General features: G+C 71.9%; 16 protein-coding genes. 8 read left to right on the top strand and 8 right to left on the bottom strand.

Annotated elements, in window-relative coordinates; translation table 11 throughout:
• Positions 1–33: 33 nt before the first annotated feature.
• A complete protein-coding gene (locus CSC62_RS02700) occupies positions 34–372 on the bottom strand; it encodes a carboxymuconolactone decarboxylase family protein (RefSeq protein WP_425501986.1) in 339 nt (112 codons plus the stop codon).
• A 59-nt stretch (positions 373–431) separates the two neighbouring features.
• Complete coding sequence (gene grxC / locus CSC62_RS02695) at positions 432–719, bottom strand: glutaredoxin 3 (protein ID WP_162404638.1); 288 nt, start codon at positions 717–719, stop codon at positions 432–434.
• Between the two features lie 157 nt (positions 720–876).
• Here grxC and CSC62_RS02690 point away from each other — a divergent pair, with 157 nt between their 5' ends.
• From CSC62_RS02690 to CSC62_RS02665, 6 genes are all read left to right on the top strand, one after another.
• Entirely contained in the window at positions 877–2,541 is a 1,665-nt protein-coding gene (locus tag CSC62_RS02690; protein WP_162404637.1) for a M48 family metalloprotease, read from the top strand.
• Between the two features lie 92 nt (positions 2,542–2,633).
• Positions 2,634–3,323 carry a phosphate regulon transcriptional regulator PhoB gene (gene phoB / locus CSC62_RS02685; protein WP_162404636.1) on the top strand — a complete coding sequence of 230 codons (690 nt, stop codon included), beginning with the start codon at positions 2,634–2,636 and terminating at the stop codon, positions 3,321–3,323.
• A gap of 100 nt (positions 3,324–3,423) precedes the next feature.
• On the top strand, positions 3,424–4,767 hold the full coding sequence (gene phoR, locus CSC62_RS02680; RefSeq protein ID WP_162404791.1) for a phosphate regulon sensor histidine kinase PhoR: 1,344 nt from the start codon (positions 3,424–3,426) through the stop codon (positions 4,765–4,767).
• 108 nt (positions 4,768–4,875) lie between these two features.
• Entirely contained in the window at positions 4,876–6,984 is a 2,109-nt protein-coding gene (gene ppk1 / locus CSC62_RS02675) for a polyphosphate kinase 1 (RefSeq protein WP_162404635.1), read from the top strand.
• 48 nt (positions 6,985–7,032) lie between these two features.
• Positions 7,033–8,562, top strand: coding sequence for an exopolyphosphatase (gene ppx, locus CSC62_RS02670; protein WP_162404634.1), 1,530 nt, complete (start codon positions 7,033–7,035; stop codon positions 8,560–8,562).
• A gap of 68 nt (positions 8,563–8,630) precedes the next feature.
• Complete coding sequence (locus CSC62_RS02665) at positions 8,631–10,376, top strand: vWA domain-containing protein (protein ID WP_162404633.1); 1,746 nt, start codon at positions 8,631–8,633, stop codon at positions 10,374–10,376.
• 29 nt (positions 10,377–10,405) lie between these two features.
• Here the strand turns inward: CSC62_RS02665 and CSC62_RS02660 are convergent, their stop codons facing one another.
• The 6 genes from CSC62_RS02660 to CSC62_RS02635 all read right to left on the bottom strand — a co-directional run bounded on the left by CSC62_RS02660 (position 10,406) and on the right by CSC62_RS02635 (position 15,753).
• Positions 10,406–11,350 carry an aspartate carbamoyltransferase catalytic subunit gene (locus tag CSC62_RS02660; RefSeq protein ID WP_162404632.1) on the bottom strand — a complete coding sequence of 315 codons (945 nt, stop codon included), beginning with the start codon at positions 11,348–11,350 and terminating at the stop codon, positions 10,406–10,408.
• Between the two features lie 140 nt (positions 11,351–11,490).
• Complete coding sequence (gene ruvX / locus CSC62_RS02655) at positions 11,491–11,967, bottom strand: Holliday junction resolvase RuvX (protein ID WP_162404631.1); 477 nt, start codon at positions 11,965–11,967, stop codon at positions 11,491–11,493.
• Complete coding sequence (locus CSC62_RS02650) at positions 11,960–12,529, bottom strand: YqgE/AlgH family protein (RefSeq protein WP_162404630.1); 570 nt, start codon at positions 12,527–12,529, stop codon at positions 11,960–11,962. Before CSC62_RS02650 ends, ruvX begins: the two co-directional genes overlap by 8 nt.
• A 40-nt stretch (positions 12,530–12,569) precedes the next feature.
• Positions 12,570–13,244: a YitT family protein gene (locus tag CSC62_RS02645; RefSeq protein ID WP_162404790.1), complete on the bottom strand. Its 675-nt coding sequence runs from the start codon at positions 13,242–13,244 to the stop codon at positions 12,570–12,572.
• Positions 13,245–13,440: 196 nt separating this feature from the next.
• The gene (locus tag CSC62_RS02640; RefSeq protein ID WP_162404629.1) at positions 13,441–14,571 is read right to left on the bottom strand and encodes a PilT/PilU family type 4a pilus ATPase; all 1,131 of its coding nucleotides are present in this window, start codon (positions 14,569–14,571) and stop codon (positions 13,441–13,443) included.
• 144 nt (positions 14,572–14,715) lie between these two features.
• Positions 14,716–15,753, bottom strand: coding sequence for a type IV pilus twitching motility protein PilT (locus CSC62_RS02635; protein WP_162404628.1), 1,038 nt, complete (start codon positions 15,751–15,753; stop codon positions 14,716–14,718).
• Between the two features lie 120 nt (positions 15,754–15,873).
• Here CSC62_RS02635 and CSC62_RS02630 point away from each other — a divergent pair, with 120 nt between their 5' ends.
• Positions 15,874–16,566, top strand: a complete 693-nt coding sequence (locus CSC62_RS02630) for a YggS family pyridoxal phosphate-dependent enzyme (RefSeq protein WP_162404627.1) — start codon at positions 15,874–15,876, stop codon at positions 16,564–16,566.
• A gap of 42 nt (positions 16,567–16,608) precedes the next feature.
• Positions 16,609–17,445 carry a pyrroline-5-carboxylate reductase gene (gene proC, locus CSC62_RS02625; protein WP_162404626.1) on the top strand — a complete coding sequence of 279 codons (837 nt, stop codon included), beginning with the start codon at positions 16,609–16,611 and terminating at the stop codon, positions 17,443–17,445.
• Positions 17,446–17,501 lie beyond the last annotated feature (56 nt).

The raw sequence follows: 17,501 nt of genomic DNA, 5'->3' as shown, positions 1-17,501 counted from the left end.
TTGGGAGGGGCCTGTCCGGACGGAGGCCGTGACTCAGCCGTGGTCGTGGCCCGGAGCCTCGACGCCCTCGCCGCCCGCCTCCAGCCGGTCGAGGAAGTCCACCGCCCGGCGCAGGTGCGGGATCACGATCGAGCCGCCGACCACCAGGCCGACCGAGAAGGTCTCGAAGAACTCCTCGCGATTCACCCCGGCCTCCCGGCAATGGGCCACGTGGTAGCTGATGCAGTCGTCGCAGCGCAGGACCAGGGAGGCGACCAGGCCGAGCAGTTCCTTGGTCTTCACGTCCAGGGCCCCGGCCTGGTAGGTCTGGGTGTCCAGGGCGAAGAAGCGGCGCACGACCTGGTTGGGTTCGGCCAGGATCCGCTGGTTCATGCGCTGGCGGAACTCGGTGAACGCGCGGACGCGGTCCTCGCCGCCCTGCTCCGCAGCGCTCACGCCGAGGCCTCCGGGCCCTGCCCGTCCAACAGCGGCAGCAGCCTGCCGGCGCGGTGCAGGGCCATCATGTCGTCGTAGCCGCCGACGTGGACCTCGCCGACGAAGATCTGCGGCACGCTGGTGCGGCGCGCCAGCGCGACCATCTTCTCGCGCTCGGCCGGGTCCAGGTCGACCCGGACCTCGGTCCATTCGCGGCCCTGGCTCTTGAGGAAGTTCTTGGCCGCCACGCAGTAGGGGCAGATGGCGGTGGAATAGATGCGGATCGGGGGGGTGCCGGTGGCCATGGGAAACTCCTGGCGTTGCGGAAGGGTCGGATGCGGATATGGTATCGGCCGGGCCGATTCCGACCCCCAACGCTGCAACACTGCGGATTAACCACCGATTCACCCGCACGCAGGCCCCGCTGGGCATGCTGCCGGCAACCTCCAGGAGTCCGGAACCTTGCGCCCCCTTCCGCTGGCCGCCGCCCTGTCGCTGAGCCTGGCCCTGGCCGCCGCCCCGTCGCCGGCCCAGGACGAGCTGCGCCTGCCCGACATCGGCTCCTCGGCCGGCGAGCTGCTGACCCCGGCCCGGCAGGCCGAGTACGGCGCGATGATGCTGCGCGAGCTGCGCAACTACGGCTACACCCTGGAAGACCCCCTGGTGGACGACTGGCTGCAGTCGATCGGCAACCGCCTGGGCGCCAACAGCGACCGGCCCGAGCAGCACTACACCCTGTTCATGCTCAAGGACCGGCAGATCAACGCCTTCGCCACCCTGGGCGGCTACATCGGCATGAACGCCGGCCTGGTCCTGACCGCCGAGCGCGAGGACGAGGTCGCCGCGGTGCTCTCGCACGAGATCGCCCACGTCACCCAGCAGCACGTGCTGCGCGGGGTCGAGCGCGCCCAGCGCGATCAGGTCCCGATCCTGCTGGGCATGCTGGCGGCGATCGTGGCCGCGCAGGCGGCCGGCGGCAGCTCCTCCGGCGACGCCACCCAGGCCGCGCTGGTCAGCGCGATGAGCCTGATCCAGCAGAACCAGATCAACTACACCCGCTCCAACGAATCGGAGGCCGACCGGATCGGCATCCGCACCCTGTCGCGCAGCGGCTACGACGTGGACGCGATGGCCGGGTTCTTCCAGCGCATGTCCTTCGCCATGCGCGGCAACCAGGGCGGCTACAGCACCCCGGACTACCTGCGCACCCACCCGGTCAACACCACCCGCATCAGCGAGGCCAAGCAGCGCGCCGACCAGATCCGCGGGCAGACGGTCACCGCCACCACCTCGGTCGGCGAGCCGGGCGAGTCGGTGCGGCGGGTGGAGCGGGTCGAGCGCCAGGGCGTGGCCCTGCCGCCGCCGGCGCCGGGCCAGGGCAATCCCCTCTTGCCGGCCGGGATCGACCTGGCCGGGCTGGCGCCGGGCCTGGACAGCGGCGACAGCGGCCAGTTCGCCTGGGCCCAGGAACGCCTGCGCGCGCTCAGCGCCAACACCGCCGCCGCAGCGGTACGCGAGTACGAGGCCCTGCGCCGCGCCCGTGCCGATGGCCTCAGCGACCCGCAGCGCTACGGCCTGGCCGTGGTCCGGCTGGGCCAGGAGCCGGCGGCCGCGGCCCGCGAGCTGGAAGCCCTGCTGCGCAACCACCCGGACAACCTGTGGCTGGCCCTGGGCCTGGCCGAGGCCGAATCGCGCCAGGGCCATGCCGCCCAGGCCAACCGCCGTTTCGACGAGCTGTTGCGGCGCCTGCCCGGCAGCCGTCCGGTGGCCCTGACCTATGCCCGCGCCCTGGTCGAACAGGGCGGCGCCGAGGGCGGCCGCCGCGCCCAGGAGATCCTGCGGCCCCTGCTCGCCCGCGCCGGCGAAGACCCGGTGTTCCAGCAGACCTTCGCCCGCGCCTGCGAGCTGGCCGGCGACACCGCGCGCGCGGCCGAGGCCTACGCCGAGGCCGCCTTCCTCAACGGCCGTCCCGAGCAGGCCCTGATCCAGCTGGAAACCCTGAAGAAGCGCGGCGACCTGGACTACGTCGCCCGCTCCCGGGTCGACGCGCGGATCGCCGCGATCACCCCCACGGTGCTGGAGCTGCGCCGCCAGGGCATCCGCGATCCGGACATGCAGCGTCGCTGAACGCGGCGCGCGCGCAGTCGCCGTGCATGTCACAGATCTGTCATCCAGCGGTAGTCTAATTGCCGGCGACCCAGGCAGAGCCGGCCCGAACCGTGCAGAAGCAGATCCTCATCGTCGACGACGAACCCGCGATCCGCGACATGGTCGCCTTCGCCCTGCGCAAGGGCGACTATGCGCCGGTGCACGCCGGCGACGCCCGCGAGGCCCAGGCGGCGATTGCCGACCGGGTCCCCGACCTGATCCTGCTGGACTGGATGCTGCCCGGCACCAGCGGCCTGGAGCTGGCCCGGCGCTGGCGTCGCGAGGCGCTGACCCGCGAGGTGCCGATCATCATGCTCACCGCCCGCGGCGAGGAGAACGACCGGGTCGGCGGCCTGGAAGCGGGCGTGGACGACTACGTGGTCAAGCCGTTCTCGGCGCGCGAGCTGCTGGCGCGGATCCGCGCGGTGATGCGCCGCTCGCGCGAGGACGACGAGGACGGCAGCGTGGCTGTGGGCCCCCTGCGGATCGACGGCGCCGCCCACCGGGTGTTCGCCGGCGACGCGGCGGTGCCGATCGGCCCGACCGAATACCGCCTGCTGCATTTCTTCATGACCCATCCCGACCGGGTCTACAGCCGCGCCCAGTTGCTCGACCACGTCTGGGGCGGCAGCGTGTACGTGGAGGAGCGCACGATCGACGTGCACATCCGCCGCCTGCGCAAGACCCTGGAGCCGTTCGCCGTGGACGGCATGGTCCAGACCGTGCGCGGCGCCGGCTACCGCTTCTCCGCGGCGGCCTGAGGGCGCGGCGCGGCGAAACGGAATGGACGCCCGTACCCACGCCCCGCGCCCGAGCGCACGCGAACCCGCCACACGCGAAGAGCTGCCCGCGCCGGCGCGGATGCCGCCGCACCTGCGCGCGGCCTGGCGCCGGACCTTGGCGGTTCTGCTGCTGGTGCTGGCCGCAGCGACCGTGTTCGGGCTGGTCATCGGCCAGGTCGGCGCGGTCCTGGCGCTGGCGGCGCTGGGCGTGCTGGCCTGGCACTACTGGCGGCTGCGCCGGGTCCTGCTTGGCCTGACCGTGCGCCAGCGCTGGGAGCCCGGCCGCGGCCACGGCGCCTGGAACGAGCTGGACCGCCTGCTCCACCGCAGCCAGACCGAGATGCGCGCGCGCAAGCGCCGGCTGCTGGACATGCTGCGCGCATACCGCGCCGCCGCCGCCGCGCTGCCCGACGCGGTGGTGGTGGTGGACCGCAACACCCAGCGCATCCTCTGGTTCAACAAGGCCGCCACCGACCTGCTCGGCCTGGTCCATCCGCGCGACCTCAACGCCCCCGTGTCCGAGCGCCTGCAGCCCCTGCCGCTGGCGCGCTGGCTGGCCGCCGGGCGCAACGCCGAGCCGATCCTCGACGCGCCGGCGCCGGCGGACGAGCGCCTGCGCCTGAACCTGCGCCTGATCCCCTACTCGGAGGACTACTGGCTGCTGGTGGCGCGCGACGTCAGCAAGCTGCTGCGCCTGGAGCAGGTGCGCCGCGACTTCGTCGCCAACGTCTCGCACGAGCTGCGCACGCCGCTGACCGTGGTCCACGGCTACCTGGACATGCTCGAGCCGGCCGACTTCCCCGAGTGGGAACCGATGCTGGCCGAGATGCGCAAGCAGTCCCAGCGCATGACCCAGCTGGTGGAGGACCTGCTGACCCTGTCGCGGCTGGAATCGCGCGACAGCCTGCCGGAGGAGCCGATCGCGATGGCGCCCCTGCTGGCCACCCTGCGCCGCGAGGCCGAGGCCTTCAGCCAGGGCCGGCACCGGATCGAGGTGCACGACGAGGCCGGCTGCGACCTGCTCGGCTCGTCCAAGGAACTGCACAGCGCCTTCTCCAACCTGGTGATCAACGCGGTGCGCTACACCCCGGCCGGCGGCACGGTCGAGGTACGCCTGGCGCGCGAGGCCGGCGGCGGCGTGGTCCTGGCGGTGCGCGACACCGGCTACGGCATCCCCGAATCGCACATCCCGCGCCTGACCGAGCGCTTCTACCGGGTCTCATCCAGCCGCTCGCGCGAGAGCGGCGGCACCGGACTGGGCTTGTCGATCGTCAAGCACGTGCTCGGCCTGCACCAGGCGCGGCTGTCGATCGAGAGCACGGTCGGCCAGGGCAGCGTGTTCGCCGCGCACTTCGGCCCGGAACGGGCGCTGCCCCGGCACGAGGGCGAAGGCGCCGCCGCAGCGGCGGCGGACGCACCATGAACGATCGCAGCCCACGCAGGCCAGGCCCCGGGCCTGCGCCTTCCTTCTCCTCCTGACCCTTCCGTGCAGGCCATGCCCCGAACGTCCCGACCCCGCACCGCGAACGCCATGGACACCGACCGCCTGCTCCCCGGCCCGCCCCCGGCCGCGCCCGAACACGACGCCGACGACGCCCTGCGCGATCCGGCGCTGTACCTCAACCGCGAGCTGTCGCAGCTGGACTTCAACTTCCGGGTGCTGGCCCAGGCTTTGGACCCGCAGGTGCCCCTGCTGGAGCGGCTGCGCTTCCTGTGCATCTCCTGCACCAACCTGGACGAGTTCTTCGAGATCCGCGCCGCCACCGTGCGCCACGCGGTGGACTTCGGCCTGCCGGCCGCGCCGGACGGGATCGCGCCGGCGGCGCTGCTCGACGCCATCCACGACCGCGCCGCCGGCCTGGTCCAGGCCCAGTACGAGTGCTGGAACCAGGTCCTGCGCCCGGCGCTGGCCGAATCGGGAGTACGGATCCTCGGCCGCAACAGCTGGGACAAGCGCCAGCGGCGCTGGCTGCGCGCCTATTTCCGCAACAAGGTCATGCCGGTGCTGTCGCCGCTGGGCCTGGATCCCTCGCATCCGTTCCCCCGGATCCTCAACAAGTCGCTGAACGTGGCGGTGGTGCTGGAGGGCATGGACGCGTTCGGCCGCCCCGGGCACATGGCCATCGTGCGCGCGCCGCGCTCGCTCAGCCGCATCGTCGAGCTGCCGCCGGGGCTGCGCGGCAAGGGCGAGCAGGCCTTCGTGCTGCTGTCCTCGATGCTGGCCGCGTTCGTGGACGAGCTGTTCCCGGGCATGACCGTGCGCGGCGCCTACCAGTTCCGGGTCACCCGCAATTCCGAACTGATCGTGGACGAGGACGAGGTCGAGAACCTGGCCTCGGCCCTGCGCACCGAGCTGGTCGGCCGCGGCTACCGCCCCGCGGTGCGCCTGGAGATCGCCCACGACTGTCCCAAGCCGATCGTGCGCACCCTGTTGCAGAACTTCGAGCTGGGCGAGAACGCGGTCTACTACATCGACGGCCCGGTCAACCTCAACCGGGTGATCCAGGTCCACGACCTGGTCCAGCGCCCGGAGCTGAAATACCCGCCGTTCACCCCGCGCAACCGGCTGGAGGACGAGAACGTCTTCAAGATCGTGACCCGCGGCGACGTGCTGCTGCACCATCCGTTCGACTCGTTCTCGGGCGTGCTGGAGCTGCTCAGCCAGGCCGCAGCCGACCCGGACGTGCTGGCGATCAAGCAGACCCTGTACCGCACCGGCAAGGACTCGGCGATCGTCGAGGCCCTGGTCCAGGCCGCGCGCAACGGCAAGGACGTGACCGCGGTGGTCGAGCTGCGCGCGCGCTTCGACGAGGAGGCCAACCTGGCCTTCGCCGACCGCCTGCAGGAAGCCGGGGTGCAGGTGGTGTACGGCGTGGTCGGCTTCAAGACCCACGCCAAGATGCTGCTGATCGTGCGCCGCGAGGGCCGCCGCCTGCGCCGCTACGTGCACATGGGCACCGGCAACTACCACTCCGGCACCGCCCGCGCCTACACCGACCTGAGCCTGATCACCGCCGACCCGGACATCGGCAACGACGTCCACCTGCTGTTCCAGCAGCTGTCCGGGCTGGCGCCGTCGATGCGGCTCAAGCGCCTTCTGCAGTCGCCGTTCACCCTGCACAGCGGGATCCTGGACCGGATCGAGCGCGAGACCCGGATCGCCGCCAGCGGCCGTGCAGGACGGATCATCGCCAAGATGAACGCGCTCAACGAGCCGCAGGTGGTGCACGCGCTGTACCGCGCCTCGCAGGCCGGGGTGTCGATCGACCTGATCGTGCGCGGCGCCTGCACCCTGCGCCCGGGCATCCCCGGGATCTCGGACAACATCCGGGTGCGCTCGATCGTCGGCCGTTTCCTCGAGCACAGCCGGGTGTACTGGTTCGGCAACGACGGCCGGCCGGAACTGTACGGCGCCAGCGCCGACTGGCTGGAGCGCAACCTGCTGCGCCGGGTGGAGACCTGCTTCCCGATCCTGGACCCGGCCCTGGTCGAACGGGTCCAGCGCGAGGCCCTGCAGAACTACCTGGCCGACAACCTCAACGCCTGGGAGCTGGGCGCCGACGGCCGCTACTACAAGTGCGCGCCGGAGCCCGACCAGGCACCCTACTCGGCGCAGCAGGCCTTGCTGGACGCGCTGTGAGCCGGGACCTGGACGGCCGGGCGGCGGTCATCCGCTAAGATTCGCCGCATGCCGAACACCCTCTCCTCCAGCCGCCCCCAGGTCCAGGACGGCGACACCCTCGCCGCGATCGACCTGGGTTCCAACAGCTTCCACATGATCCTGGCCCAGCACATGCTGGGCCAGTTGCGTGTGGTCGACCGCCTGCGCGAGACCGTGCGCATGGCCGACGGCCTGGACGGCCAGGGCGGGTTGTCGCAGGCGGCCCTGCAGCGCGCGCTGGACTGCCTGGCCCGCTTCGGCCAGCGCCTGCGCGGGGTGCGCGGCCTGCACGTGCGCGCCCTGGCGACCAACACCGTGCGCCAGCTGCGCGAGCCGCAGGCGTTCCTGGCCGCGGCCGAGGCGGTGCTGGGCCATCCGATCGAGGTCGTCTCCGGCCGCGAGGAGGCGCGCCTGATCTACCTTGGGGTGGCCCACGCGCAGCCGCCCAAGCCGGGCCAGCAGAGGCTGGTGATCGACATCGGCGGCGGCTCGACCGAGTTCATCATCGGCCGCGGCTTCGAGCCGATCGAGCGCGAGAGCCTGCAGGCCGGTTGCATTGCCAGCACCCGGCGGTTCTTCCCCAGCGGCAAGCTGTCGAAGAAGAAGTGGAAGGACGCGCTGACCGAGATCAGCGCCGAGTTCCAGCAGTTCGCCGGGCTGTACCGCGCGCTGGGCTGGCACGAGGCGCTGGGTTCCTCCGGCACCCACAAGTCGATCGGCGAGATCTGCGCAGCGATGAAGCTGACCAAGGGCGCGATCACCGCCGAGGCCCTGCCGCAGGTGCGCGAGCGCCTGCTCCAGGCCGACAGCATCGAGCAGATCGACCTGCCCGGCCTGTCCGGCGACCGCCGCCCGATCATCGCCGGCGGGGTGCTGGTGCTGGAGGCCGCGTTCCAGGCCCTGGGCCTGCAGAAACTGCTGGTGAGCAAGGCGGCCATGCGCGAAGGCATCCTCTACGACATGCTCGGCCGCGGCGGCGCCTCCGACCCGCGCGACACCTCGATCCAGGCCCTGGTCACCCGCTACGCGATCGACGCCCTGCAGGCGGCGCGGGTGGAAAGCACCGCCCTGCACCTGCTCGACCAGGTGGCCGAGGCCTGGGACCTGGACGACGACGACGCGCGCATGCTCGGCTGGGCCGCGCGGGTGCACGAGCTGGGCCTGGCCATCGCCCACAGCCAGTACCACGTCCACGGCGCCTACGTGCTGGAGCACTCGGACATCGCCGGCTTCTCGCGCCAGGAGCAGCAGGTGCTGGCGGCGCTGGTGCGTACCCACCGCCGCGGCGTGCCCAAGAGCGCGTTCGACGCCCTGCCCGACCGCCTTCTGCTGCCGGCCCGGCGCAAGGCCGCGCTGTTGCGGCTGGCGGTGCTGCTGCACCGCGCCCACGACAGCGACGAGATCCCGATGCTGGAGCTGTCCGCCAGCGGCAACCGGCTGCAGCTGGTTCTGCAGCGCGACTGGGTGGAGACCCGGCCCCTGCTGCGGGCCGATCTGCTCGGCGAGAAGGAAGGCATGCCCGGGCTGGGGATCGATTTCCAGCCGATGGTGGCCTGACGGCGCCGCCTTAACCCCATGCGCCCGGACCGCGCGTTCGATCTCCCGTCCAACCCGGGAGTCCCGACATGCGCACGTCCCTGCCGTACCGCTCCATCGCCCTGACCGCCCTGTCCACCGGCGTGCTGCTGGCCCTGTCGCTGGCCGCCTGCCGCTCGCTGCCACCGGCCGATGACGCCGGCCAGGCCATCCGCAAGGCCGAGGCCGAGGCCGGATCGATGGGCATCGCGCTCGAGGAATCGTCCCGCACCCGCCAGGCCGACGCGGCCGCCTTCACTCCACCCGCGCCGCCTGCGCCGGTAGCGGCCGCGCCGCAGGCGCTGTACCGCGCGCTGGCACCGATGCCGCAACCCGTCGCCCAGGCGGCCAACACCGAGCGCTACCAGGCCCGCGACGACAACCCGGTGCAGCGCGCCGCCGAGCAGCCGGTGTCGACCTTCTCCATCGACGTGGACACCGGCAGCTACGCCAACGTGCGGCGGATGCTGCGCGATGGCGTGCGGCCGCCGGCCGATGCGGTGCGGGTGGAGGAGTTCCTCAACTACTTCGACTACGGCCATCCGGCCCCGGCCGGCCGCGACGTGCCGTTCCGGGTCAGCACCGAACTGGCGCCGGCGCCCTGGAACCCGAAGCGGCAGCTGCTGATGGTCGGGATCAAGGGCTACGACGTGGCCAAGGCGCAGCTGCCGCCGGCCAACCTGGTGCTGCTGGTCGACACCTCCGGCTCGATGCAGTCGGCGGACAAGCTGCCCTTGCTCAAGCAGGCGTTCTCGGCGCTGGTGCCGCAGTTGCGCGCCCAGGACCGGGTCTCGATCGTGGTCTACGCCGGCTCGGCCGGGCTGGTCCTGGCGCCGACCCCGGGCGACCGCCACGAGGAGATCCTGGCCGCGCTGGCAAGGCTGGAGGCCGGCGGCAGCACCAACGGCGGCGACGGCATCCGCTTGGCCTATTCGGTGGCCCGCCAGGGCTTCGTCGAGGGCGGGGTCAACCGGATCCTGCTGGCTACCGACGGCGACTTCAACGTCGGCACCGTCGACCAGGGCGCGCTGGAGACCCTGGTCGCCGACCAGCGCCGCACCGGGATCGCGCTGTCCACCCTCGGCTTCGGCCAGGGCAACTACAACGACGCCATGGCCGAGCGCCTGGCCGATGCCGGCGACGGCAGCCACGCCTACATCGACACCCCGGAGGAGGCGCGCAAGGTGCTGGTCGAGCAGATGCAGGCCACCCTGCTGACCATCGCCAACGACGTCAAGGTGCAGATCGAGTTCAACCCGGCGGTGGTGTCCGAGTACCGCCTGATCGGCTACGAGAACCGGCTGCTGGCGCGCGAGGACTTCGGCAACGACCGGGTCGACGCCGGCGACATCGGCGCCGGCCACCAGGTGACCGCGCTGTACGAGCTCACGCTGGCCGGCTCCGGCGGCGAGCGCCTGCCGCCGCTGCGCTACGGCGCCGCGCCTGCCGCCGGCGGAGCGGCCGCGGGCGAACTTGCCCACCTGCGCCTGCGCTACAAGCTGCCCGGCCAGGCGAACAGCCGCCTGCTGCAGACGCCGGTGCTGCGTTCCTCCCTGCGGCCGCAGGCCAGCGAGCCCCTGCGCTTCGCCGCCGCGGTGGCCGGCTACGCCGACCTCCTGCGCGGCGGCCACAACGTCGAGGGCTGGACCTGGAGCGAGGTCTCGGCCACCGCCCGCGGCGCGCTGGGCGACGACCGCTGGGGCCTGCGCCGGGAGTTCCTGGGCCTGGTCGAATCGGCACGCGCGGTCACGTCCACCGGTACGGCGGGCGCTACGGCGGTGATCGCGGTCGAGTGAACCAAGGTGGAGCGGCCTGGAGCACTGCCTCAACCGAGCAGATGCTCCAGCACCGCCATGCGCACCGCCACGCCGTTGGCGACCTGGCGCAGCACCCAGGACTGCGGGCCGTCGGCGACCTCGTCGGTGATCTCCACCCCGCGGTTGATCGGGCCCGGATGCAGCACCGCCGCGTCGGCCGCCGCGCGTCGCAGGCGCTGCGCCGTCAGACCGTAGCGGGCGTGGTAGTCCTCCAGCGAAGGCACCAGCCCTTCCTCCATCCGCTCGCGCTGCAGGCGCAGCATCATCACCGCGTCCACGCCCTCGAGCATCGCGTCGAAATCGTCGCCGACCATGCAGCCGGCCGTGGTCTCCGCGTCCGGCAGCAACGAGGCCGGGCCGCACACCCGGACCTCGCCGGCGCCCAGCGCGCGCAGCGCGTGCAGGTCCGAGCGCGCCACCCGCGAATGCTTCACGTCGCCGACGATCAGCACCTTCAGCTTCGAGAAGTCGCTGCCCTTGGCCTGGCGCAGGGTCAGCATGTCCAGCAGGCCCTGGGTCGGGTGCGCGCTGCGGCCGTCGCCGGCGTTGACCAGGGCGGTGCCCTCGCCCGCCGCGTCGGCCAGGGCCTGGACCGCGCCGTCGTCCGGATGGCGCACGACGAAACCGCGCACGCCCATCGCCTCCAGGTTCTTGAGGGTGTCGCGCGCGGTCTCGCCCTTGCGGGTGGACGAGGTCGAGGCGTCGAAGTTGAGCACGTCCGCGCCCAGCCTCTGCGCCGCCAGCTGGAACGAGCTGCGGGTGCGGGTGGACGGCTCGAAGAACAGGGTGCACACCGCGGTGCCGGCCAGCACCGTGCGCTTGCCGACCCGGCCCACCGCCGCGTCGCGGATCTGCCCGGCGCGGTCGAGCAGCTGCAGCATGGTCGTGCGCGGCAGGCCCTCGAGGGTCAGCAGGTGGCGGAGGCGGCCGTCGGAATCGAGTTGGGGCGTCATGGCGGATGGGCGTCTTCGTTGGGGCCGGCTTGCGGCGGCAAGGGCGGGATGAGCGTTTGCGCGTGGGCGAATGTCGGTTGCGAACGGCACTGCGGGCCGGGCCGGGCGGATGGCGGGGCGGTCGCCCGCAGGACCGGCGCCTACAGGGGCGTGGCCTCCCCCGGTGCGGCCAGCCAGCGCTCGATGATCACCGCGGCGGCGGCGGCGTCCAGCGCCTCGGCGTCGCGGCGGCGGCGGTTGCCGGCGGCGCGCTCGCGGGCGAAGCGCTGCGCGGCCTCGACCGAGCTGGAGCGCTCGTCGACCATCGCCACCGGCAGGGCCCAGCGCGCGCGAAGTTCGTGGGCGAAGGCGCGCGCGCGCCGGCGCGCGGGCTGGTCCTCGCCCTCCAGGGTCATCGGGTCGCCGACCACCAGGCCGCGCGGGCGCCATTCGCGGTGCAGGCGCTCGAGCGCGTTCCAGTCCGGGCCGGCGCCGTGCACGTCCACCACCGCGATCGCGCGCGCGCCGCCGAAGGCGCTGCCCACCGCCACCCCGATCCGCCGCGAGCCAACGTCGAAGCCGAGCACGATCGCATCGGCCGGCGGTAACGCGGACGGCGGCGCGGCGGACTCAGGCATGCCCGCTGTAGTCGGTCAGGCGGAACAGGTCGTCCAGGCCGATGCGGCCGGCGGCGCGCTGCCAGCGCTGTTCCAGCGGCAACGCGAACAGCAGCTCCGGGTCCGGCGGCGCGGTCAGCCAGGTGTTCTCGCCCAGCTCGAATTCCAGCTGTCCGGCACCCCAGCCGGCGCAGCCCAGGGCGACCACGGCATGGGCCGGGCCCTCGCCGGCGGCCATCGCCTCGAGGATGTCGCGCGAGGTGGTCAGGTACAGGCTGTCGGCCACCTGCAGGCTGGAATCCCATTCGCGCCCGCCGTCGTGCAGGACGAAGCCGCGCTCCTGGTGGACCGGGCCGCCGTGCAGCACCGCCTGCGCGCACAGCGCCTCGTCCTCGCTGCCGATGCCCATCTGCGAGAGCACCTGGCCCAGGGTGTACTCGGAGGCGCGGTTGACCACCACGCCCATCGCGCCCTGCTCGTCGTGCTGGCAGATCAGGGCCACGGTCCGGGCGAAGTTGGGATCGGCCAGGGCCGGCAGCGCGATCAGCAGCTGGTTGGAAAGAGTGTCGGCAGGCGCGGGCATGCGCGCATTCTAGCGCGGCGCCGCCAGCGCCGGCCCCGGGTCACACGCCCATGTAGCGGTTCGGTCGGTGGTTGAACATCAGCACCAGGCTCAGCACCAGCGACCCCAGCGCCGAGTACAGCACCTTGGACGGCGACAAAACGAAGAACGCCGCCATCATCAGCACCGTGTCGAACGCCAGCTGCACCTTGCCCGCGCTGATCCCGCGCTCGCGCTGCAGATACACCGCCAGGATGCCGACCCCGCCCAGGCTGGCGCGGTGGCGGATGAAGAACAGGATGGCCAGGCCGCACAGCGAACCGCCGACCAGGGCCGAGTACGCGGTATCCATGTAGGCGTAGCCGGCCCAGCGCGGCAAAAGGTCGGTGAGCAGGCCGCAGGCGCCGACCGCGGCGAAGGTCTTCAGGGTGAATTCCCAGCCCATCCGCCGCACCGCGATCCAGTAGAACGGCAGGTTCGCCAGCACGAACACCAGGCCGAAGTTCCAGCCCAGGCCGTAGTGCAGCAGGAACGAGACCCCCGCCATGCCGCCGATCATGATCCCGCCCTGGGCGAACACCGCCAGCCCCAGCGAGGCTACCAGCGTGGCCAGGACCATGCCCTGCACGTCCTCGGCCAGCGAATGGTGGAAGGCCCGGTCGTCCGCCGGGGTCCCGGCCGAATCGGGCGGCGGGGTCAGCGGGCCGGCGGTGACGACCGCGCCGTCGTCGGGCAGGGCGTGCTGGTCCGGCCGCAGGTCGGAATCGGGAAGGGTCACGGGAAGGGGCGGATGGGGACGGGCGGCGTATTAGACACCAGCCGGCGACCAAGTTGCACATGAAACCTAATCGGGATCTTTCCCCCGGGACCCGGAAACGACGAGGCCGCCCATGGGCGGCCTCGATCCGGAAGCGGCGCGGATATCCCCCACCTCAGCGCGTCTCGGCGATCTCCACCCCGTCCAGGCCCTGGGCCAGGGTGCGGGCGTCGCCGCCCTGGGAGAGCTTGATCCGCAACCGCACCTCGTTCTGCGAATCGGCGTAGCGCAGGGCGTCCTCGTAGGAGATCTCGCCGGCCTGGTACAGCTCGAACAGGCTCTGGTCGAAGGTCTTCATGCCCAGGTTGGTGGACTCCTTCATCACTTCCTTGAGCTTGTGGATCTCGCCGTCGCGGATGTAGTCCTGGATCAGCGGCGTGCCCAGCAGGATCTCCATCGCCACCCGCCGGCCCTTGCCGTCCGGGGTCGGCACCAGCTGCTGCGCGACTACGCCCTTGAGGTTGAGCGACAGGTCCATCAGCAGCTGGCTGCGACGATCCTCGGGGAAGAAGTTGATGATCCGGTCCATCGCCTGGTTGGCATTGTTGGCGTGCAGGGTGCACAGCACCAGGTGGCCGGTCTCGGCGAAGGCGATGGCGTGGTCCATGCCCTCGCGGGTGCGGACCTCGCCGATCATGATCACGTCGGGCGCCTGGCGCAGAGTGTTCTTCAGCGCGTTCTCCCAGGAGTCGGTGTCGATCCCGACCTCGCGCTGGGTGATGATGCAGCCCTCGTGCTTGTGCACGAACTCGATCGGGTCCTCGATGGTGATGATGTGCCCGGTCGAGTTCTGGTTGCGGTAGCCGATCATCGCCGCCAGCGAGGTCGACTTGCCGGTGCCGGTGGCGCCGACGAAGATGATGATCCCGCGCTTGGTCATCGCCAGGGTCTTGATCACCGGCGGCAGGTTCAGCTCCTCGACCGTGGGGATCTTGGTCTCGATCCGGCGCAGGACCATGCCTACCTGGTTGCGCTGGTAGAAGCAGGACACGCGGAAGCGGCCCACGCCGGCAACACCAATTGCGAAGTTGCACTCGTGGGTCTTCTCGAACTCCTCGCGCTGCGCCGGGGTCATCACGTTCAGCACCAGGTCGCGGCTCTGCTGCGGCGTGAGCGGGGTCTGGGTGATCGGGCTGATCTTGCCGTGGACCTTCATCGCCGGCGGCATGCCCGCGGTGATGAACAGGTCCGACGCCTTCTGGTGCGCCATCAGCTTGAGGAACGAGGTGAAGTCGATGGTGCTCATCTTGGGCTCCTGCGGAGCCGTGATTCGTGATTGGTGATCGGTGATTCGAAGAAGCCGTCCTTCTCCACGCCACCCGCTCACCGCATCAGAATCCTCGGCCTTTACGAATCACGAATCACGAATCACGAATCACCGATCACGGCGTCACTCGAACAGGCGCTTGTCCTTGGCGTATTCCTTGGCCTGGTTGCGGGTGATCAGGCCGCGCTTGACCAGGTCCTGCAGGTGCTGGTCCAGGGTCATCATGCCGTACTGCTGGCCGGTCTGGATCGCCGAGTACATCTGCGCCACCTTGTCCTCGCGGATCAGGTTGCGGATGGCCGGGGTGCCGACCATGATCTCCCAGGCCGCGGTGCGGCCGCCGCCGACCTTCTTCAGCAGCGCCTGCGAGATCACCGCGCGCAGCGACTCCGACAGCATCGAGCGCACCATCGGCTTCTCGCCGGCGGGGAACACGTCGATGATGCGGTCGATGGTCTTGGCCGCCGAACTGGTGTGCAGGGTGCCGAACACCAGGTGGCCGGTCTCCGCGGCGGTCAGCGCCAGGCGGATGGTCTCCAGGTCGCGCAACTCGCCGACCAGGATGTAGTCCGGGTCCTCGCGCAGGGCCGAGCGCAGCGCCTCGTTGAAGCCGTGGGTGTCGCGGTGGACCTCGCGCTGGTTGATCAGGCACTTCTGCGAGGTGTGCACGAACTCGATCGGGTCCTCGACGGTGAGGATGTGCCCGTACTCGTTCTTGTTGATGTGGTCGACCATCGCCGCCAGCGTGGTCGACTTGCCCGAGCCGGTCGGGCCGGTGACCAGGATCAGGCCCTGCGGCTGGTCGATCAGCTCGCGGAAGATCGGCGGGCAGCCCAGGTCCTCCAGCGACAGCACGTCGGAGGGAATGGTCCGGAACACCGCGCCGGCGCCGCGGTTCTGGTTGAACGCGTTGACCCGGAAGCGGGCCAGCGAGGGGATCTCGAACGAGAAGTCGACCTCGAGGAACTCCTCGTAGTCGCGCCGCTGCTTGTCCGACATGATGTCGTACACCAGCGCGTGGACCTGCTTGTGGTCCAGCGCCGGGATGTTGATCCGGCGGACGTCGCCGTCGACCCGGATCATCGGCGGCAGGCCGGCCGACAGGTGCAGGTCGGAGGCCTTGTTCTTGACCGAGAACGCCAGCAGCTCGGCGATATCCATGCGCATTCCCCTGGTGGTCCGCGCCGGGCGCGGACTGGTGCGGTACATCCCCTCGCGGCAGTATAGCGCTCCGGCCGCCGCCGCCAATCCCGCCTCTTACACCGTTCTTACGTGCCTTCGATGCCCGCTCCCGAACGACGCCTGCAGGACGTGCTGCACCGCATTGACAACGCGGCCGCCGCCGCCGGACGGCCAGCGCCCGCCCTGCTCGCCGTGTCCAAGCTGCAGCCGGCCGAGGCGGTGGCCGCGCTGGCCGCCTCCGGCCAGCGCGCCTTCGGCGAGAACTACGTGCAGGAGGCCGCGGCCAAGCGCCAGGCCCTGGACCCGGCGCTGGACGCGGCCCTGGAGTGGCACCTGATCGGCCACCTGCAATCGAACAAGGCCGCGCTCGCCGCGCAGGTGTTCGACTGGGTGCAGAGCGTCGACCGGCCCGGCGTGGCCGAGGCCCTGGCCCGCCACCGCGACCCGGCGCGGGCGCCGCTGAACGTGCTGGTCCAGGTGAACGTGGAAGGCGAAGCCGGCAAGGCCGGCTGCGACCCGGTCGATGTCCCGGACCTCGCCGGGCGCATCGCCGCCCTGCCCGGGCTGGCCCTGCGCGGCCTGATGGCGATCCCGGTGCCGCACGAGGACCCGGAAGCGCGCCGCCCGGCCTTCCGCGCGATGCGGTCCCTGTTCGACGCGCTGGCCGCGCAGCATCCCGGCGTGGACACCCTGTCGATGGGCATGAGCGACGACTTCCCGGTGGCGGTGGCCGAGGGCGCTACCCTTGTGCGGATCGGCACCGCCCTGTTCGGCGCCCGTCCGCCGCGCTGAGCGCCGCGTACACTGGCGCGACCCCTCATCCGGAGGCCCTTCATGTCCGCTTTGCCCTCTTCTGCCGCCACCGGCCGCATCGCCTTCCTCGGCGGCGGCAACATGGCCCGCAGCCTGATCGGCGGGCTGGTGGCGCGCGGCGCCGACCCGGCCTCGATCCACGTGGCCGAGCCGGCCGAAGTCCTGCGCCAGGCATTGGCCCGGGATTTCGGCGTGCAGGTCTTCGCCGAGGCCACCGCGGCCGCGGAAGGCACCGACCTGTGGCTGCTGGCGGTCAAGCCGCAGGTGATGCAGGCGGTGTGCGAAGCGCTGGCCCCGCAGGCGCAGGCGACCCGGCCGCTGGTGGTGTCGATCGCCGCCGGCGTCACCGTCGCCCGCCTGCAGCAATGGCTGGGCGGCGAAGTGCCGGTGGTGCGCTGCATGCCCAACACCCCCGCCCTGCTCGGCGCCGGGGTCACCGGCCTGTTCGCCGGCGCCGGCGTGGACGCGGCACGGCGGGAGCGCGCCGACGCGGTCCTGGCCAGCGCCGGGCAGACCGTGTGGATCGAGCGCGAAGCACTGATGGATGCGGTCACCGCGGTCTCCGGCAGCGGTCCGGCCTACGTGTTCCTGCTGGCCGAGGCGATGCAGGCCGCGGCCGAGGCCGAGGGCCTGCCCGCCGCCGATGCCCGCACCCTGGTCTCGCAGACCCTGCTCGGCGCCGGCCGGATGCTGGCCGAGAGCGAGGAGCCGGCGACCGAACTGCGCCGGCGGGTGACCTCGCCCGGCGGCACCACCCAGGCGGCGATCGAGACCTTCCAGGCCGGCGGCTTCGAGGCCCTGGTCGGGCAGGCGGTGGCCGCCGCCCGCCGCCGCGGCGCGGAGTTGGCCGGCGGATGAGCGCCTTCCGGTCCGGCACGGGAACCGCATCGCGCCGGCCGTGCGCCAGTGGCCCG

This window comes from Pseudoxanthomonas jiangsuensis (assembly GCF_010093185.1).
GTDB lineage: Bacteria > Pseudomonadota > Gammaproteobacteria > Xanthomonadales > Xanthomonadaceae > Pseudoxanthomonas > Pseudoxanthomonas jiangsuensis.
The sequence above is the reverse complement of the archived record's forward strand: the minus strand, read 5'-3'. Positions and strand labels throughout refer to the sequence as shown.

Excerpts from the sequence above, each read along its gene's own strand:
- ppx (WP_162404634.1), top strand. The coding sequence starts at position 7,033 with ATGCCGAACACCCTCTCCTCCAGCCGCCCCCAGGTCCAGGACGGCGAC.
- CSC62_RS02660 (WP_162404632.1), bottom strand. The coding sequence starts at position 11,350 with ATGACGCCCCAACTCGATTCCGACGGCCGCCTCCGCCACCTGCTGACC.
- ruvX (WP_162404631.1), bottom strand. The coding sequence starts at position 11,967 with ATGCCTGAGTCCGCCGCGCCGCCGTCCGCGTTACCGCCGGCCGATGCG.
- proC (WP_162404626.1), top strand. The coding sequence starts at position 16,609 with ATGTCCGCTTTGCCCTCTTCTGCCGCCACCGGCCGCATCGCCTTCCTC.
- CSC62_RS02640 (WP_162404629.1), bottom strand. The coding sequence starts at position 14,571 with ATGAGCACCATCGACTTCACCTCGTTCCTCAAGCTGATGGCGCACCAG.
- CSC62_RS02665 (WP_162404633.1), top strand. The coding sequence starts at position 8,631 with ATGCGCACGTCCCTGCCGTACCGCTCCATCGCCCTGACCGCCCTGTCC.
- CSC62_RS02630 (WP_162404627.1), top strand. The coding sequence starts at position 15,874 with ATGCCCGCTCCCGAACGACGCCTGCAGGACGTGCTGCACCGCATTGAC.
- ppk1 (WP_162404635.1), top strand. The coding sequence starts at position 4,876 with ATGGACACCGACCGCCTGCTCCCCGGCCCGCCCCCGGCCGCGCCCGAA.
- CSC62_RS02700 (WP_425501986.1), bottom strand. The coding sequence starts at position 372 with ATGAACCAGCGGATCCTGGCCGAACCCAACCAGGTCGTGCGCCGCTTC.
- CSC62_RS02650 (WP_162404630.1), bottom strand. The coding sequence starts at position 12,529 with ATGCCCGCGCCTGCCGACACTCTTTCCAACCAGCTGCTGATCGCGCTG.
- phoR (WP_162404791.1), top strand. The coding sequence starts at position 3,424 with ATGCCGCCGCACCTGCGCGCGGCCTGGCGCCGGACCTTGGCGGTTCTG.
- CSC62_RS02635 (WP_162404628.1), bottom strand. The coding sequence starts at position 15,753 with ATGGATATCGCCGAGCTGCTGGCGTTCTCGGTCAAGAACAAGGCCTCC.
- grxC (WP_162404638.1), bottom strand. The coding sequence starts at position 719 with ATGGCCACCGGCACCCCCCCGATCCGCATCTATTCCACCGCCATCTGC.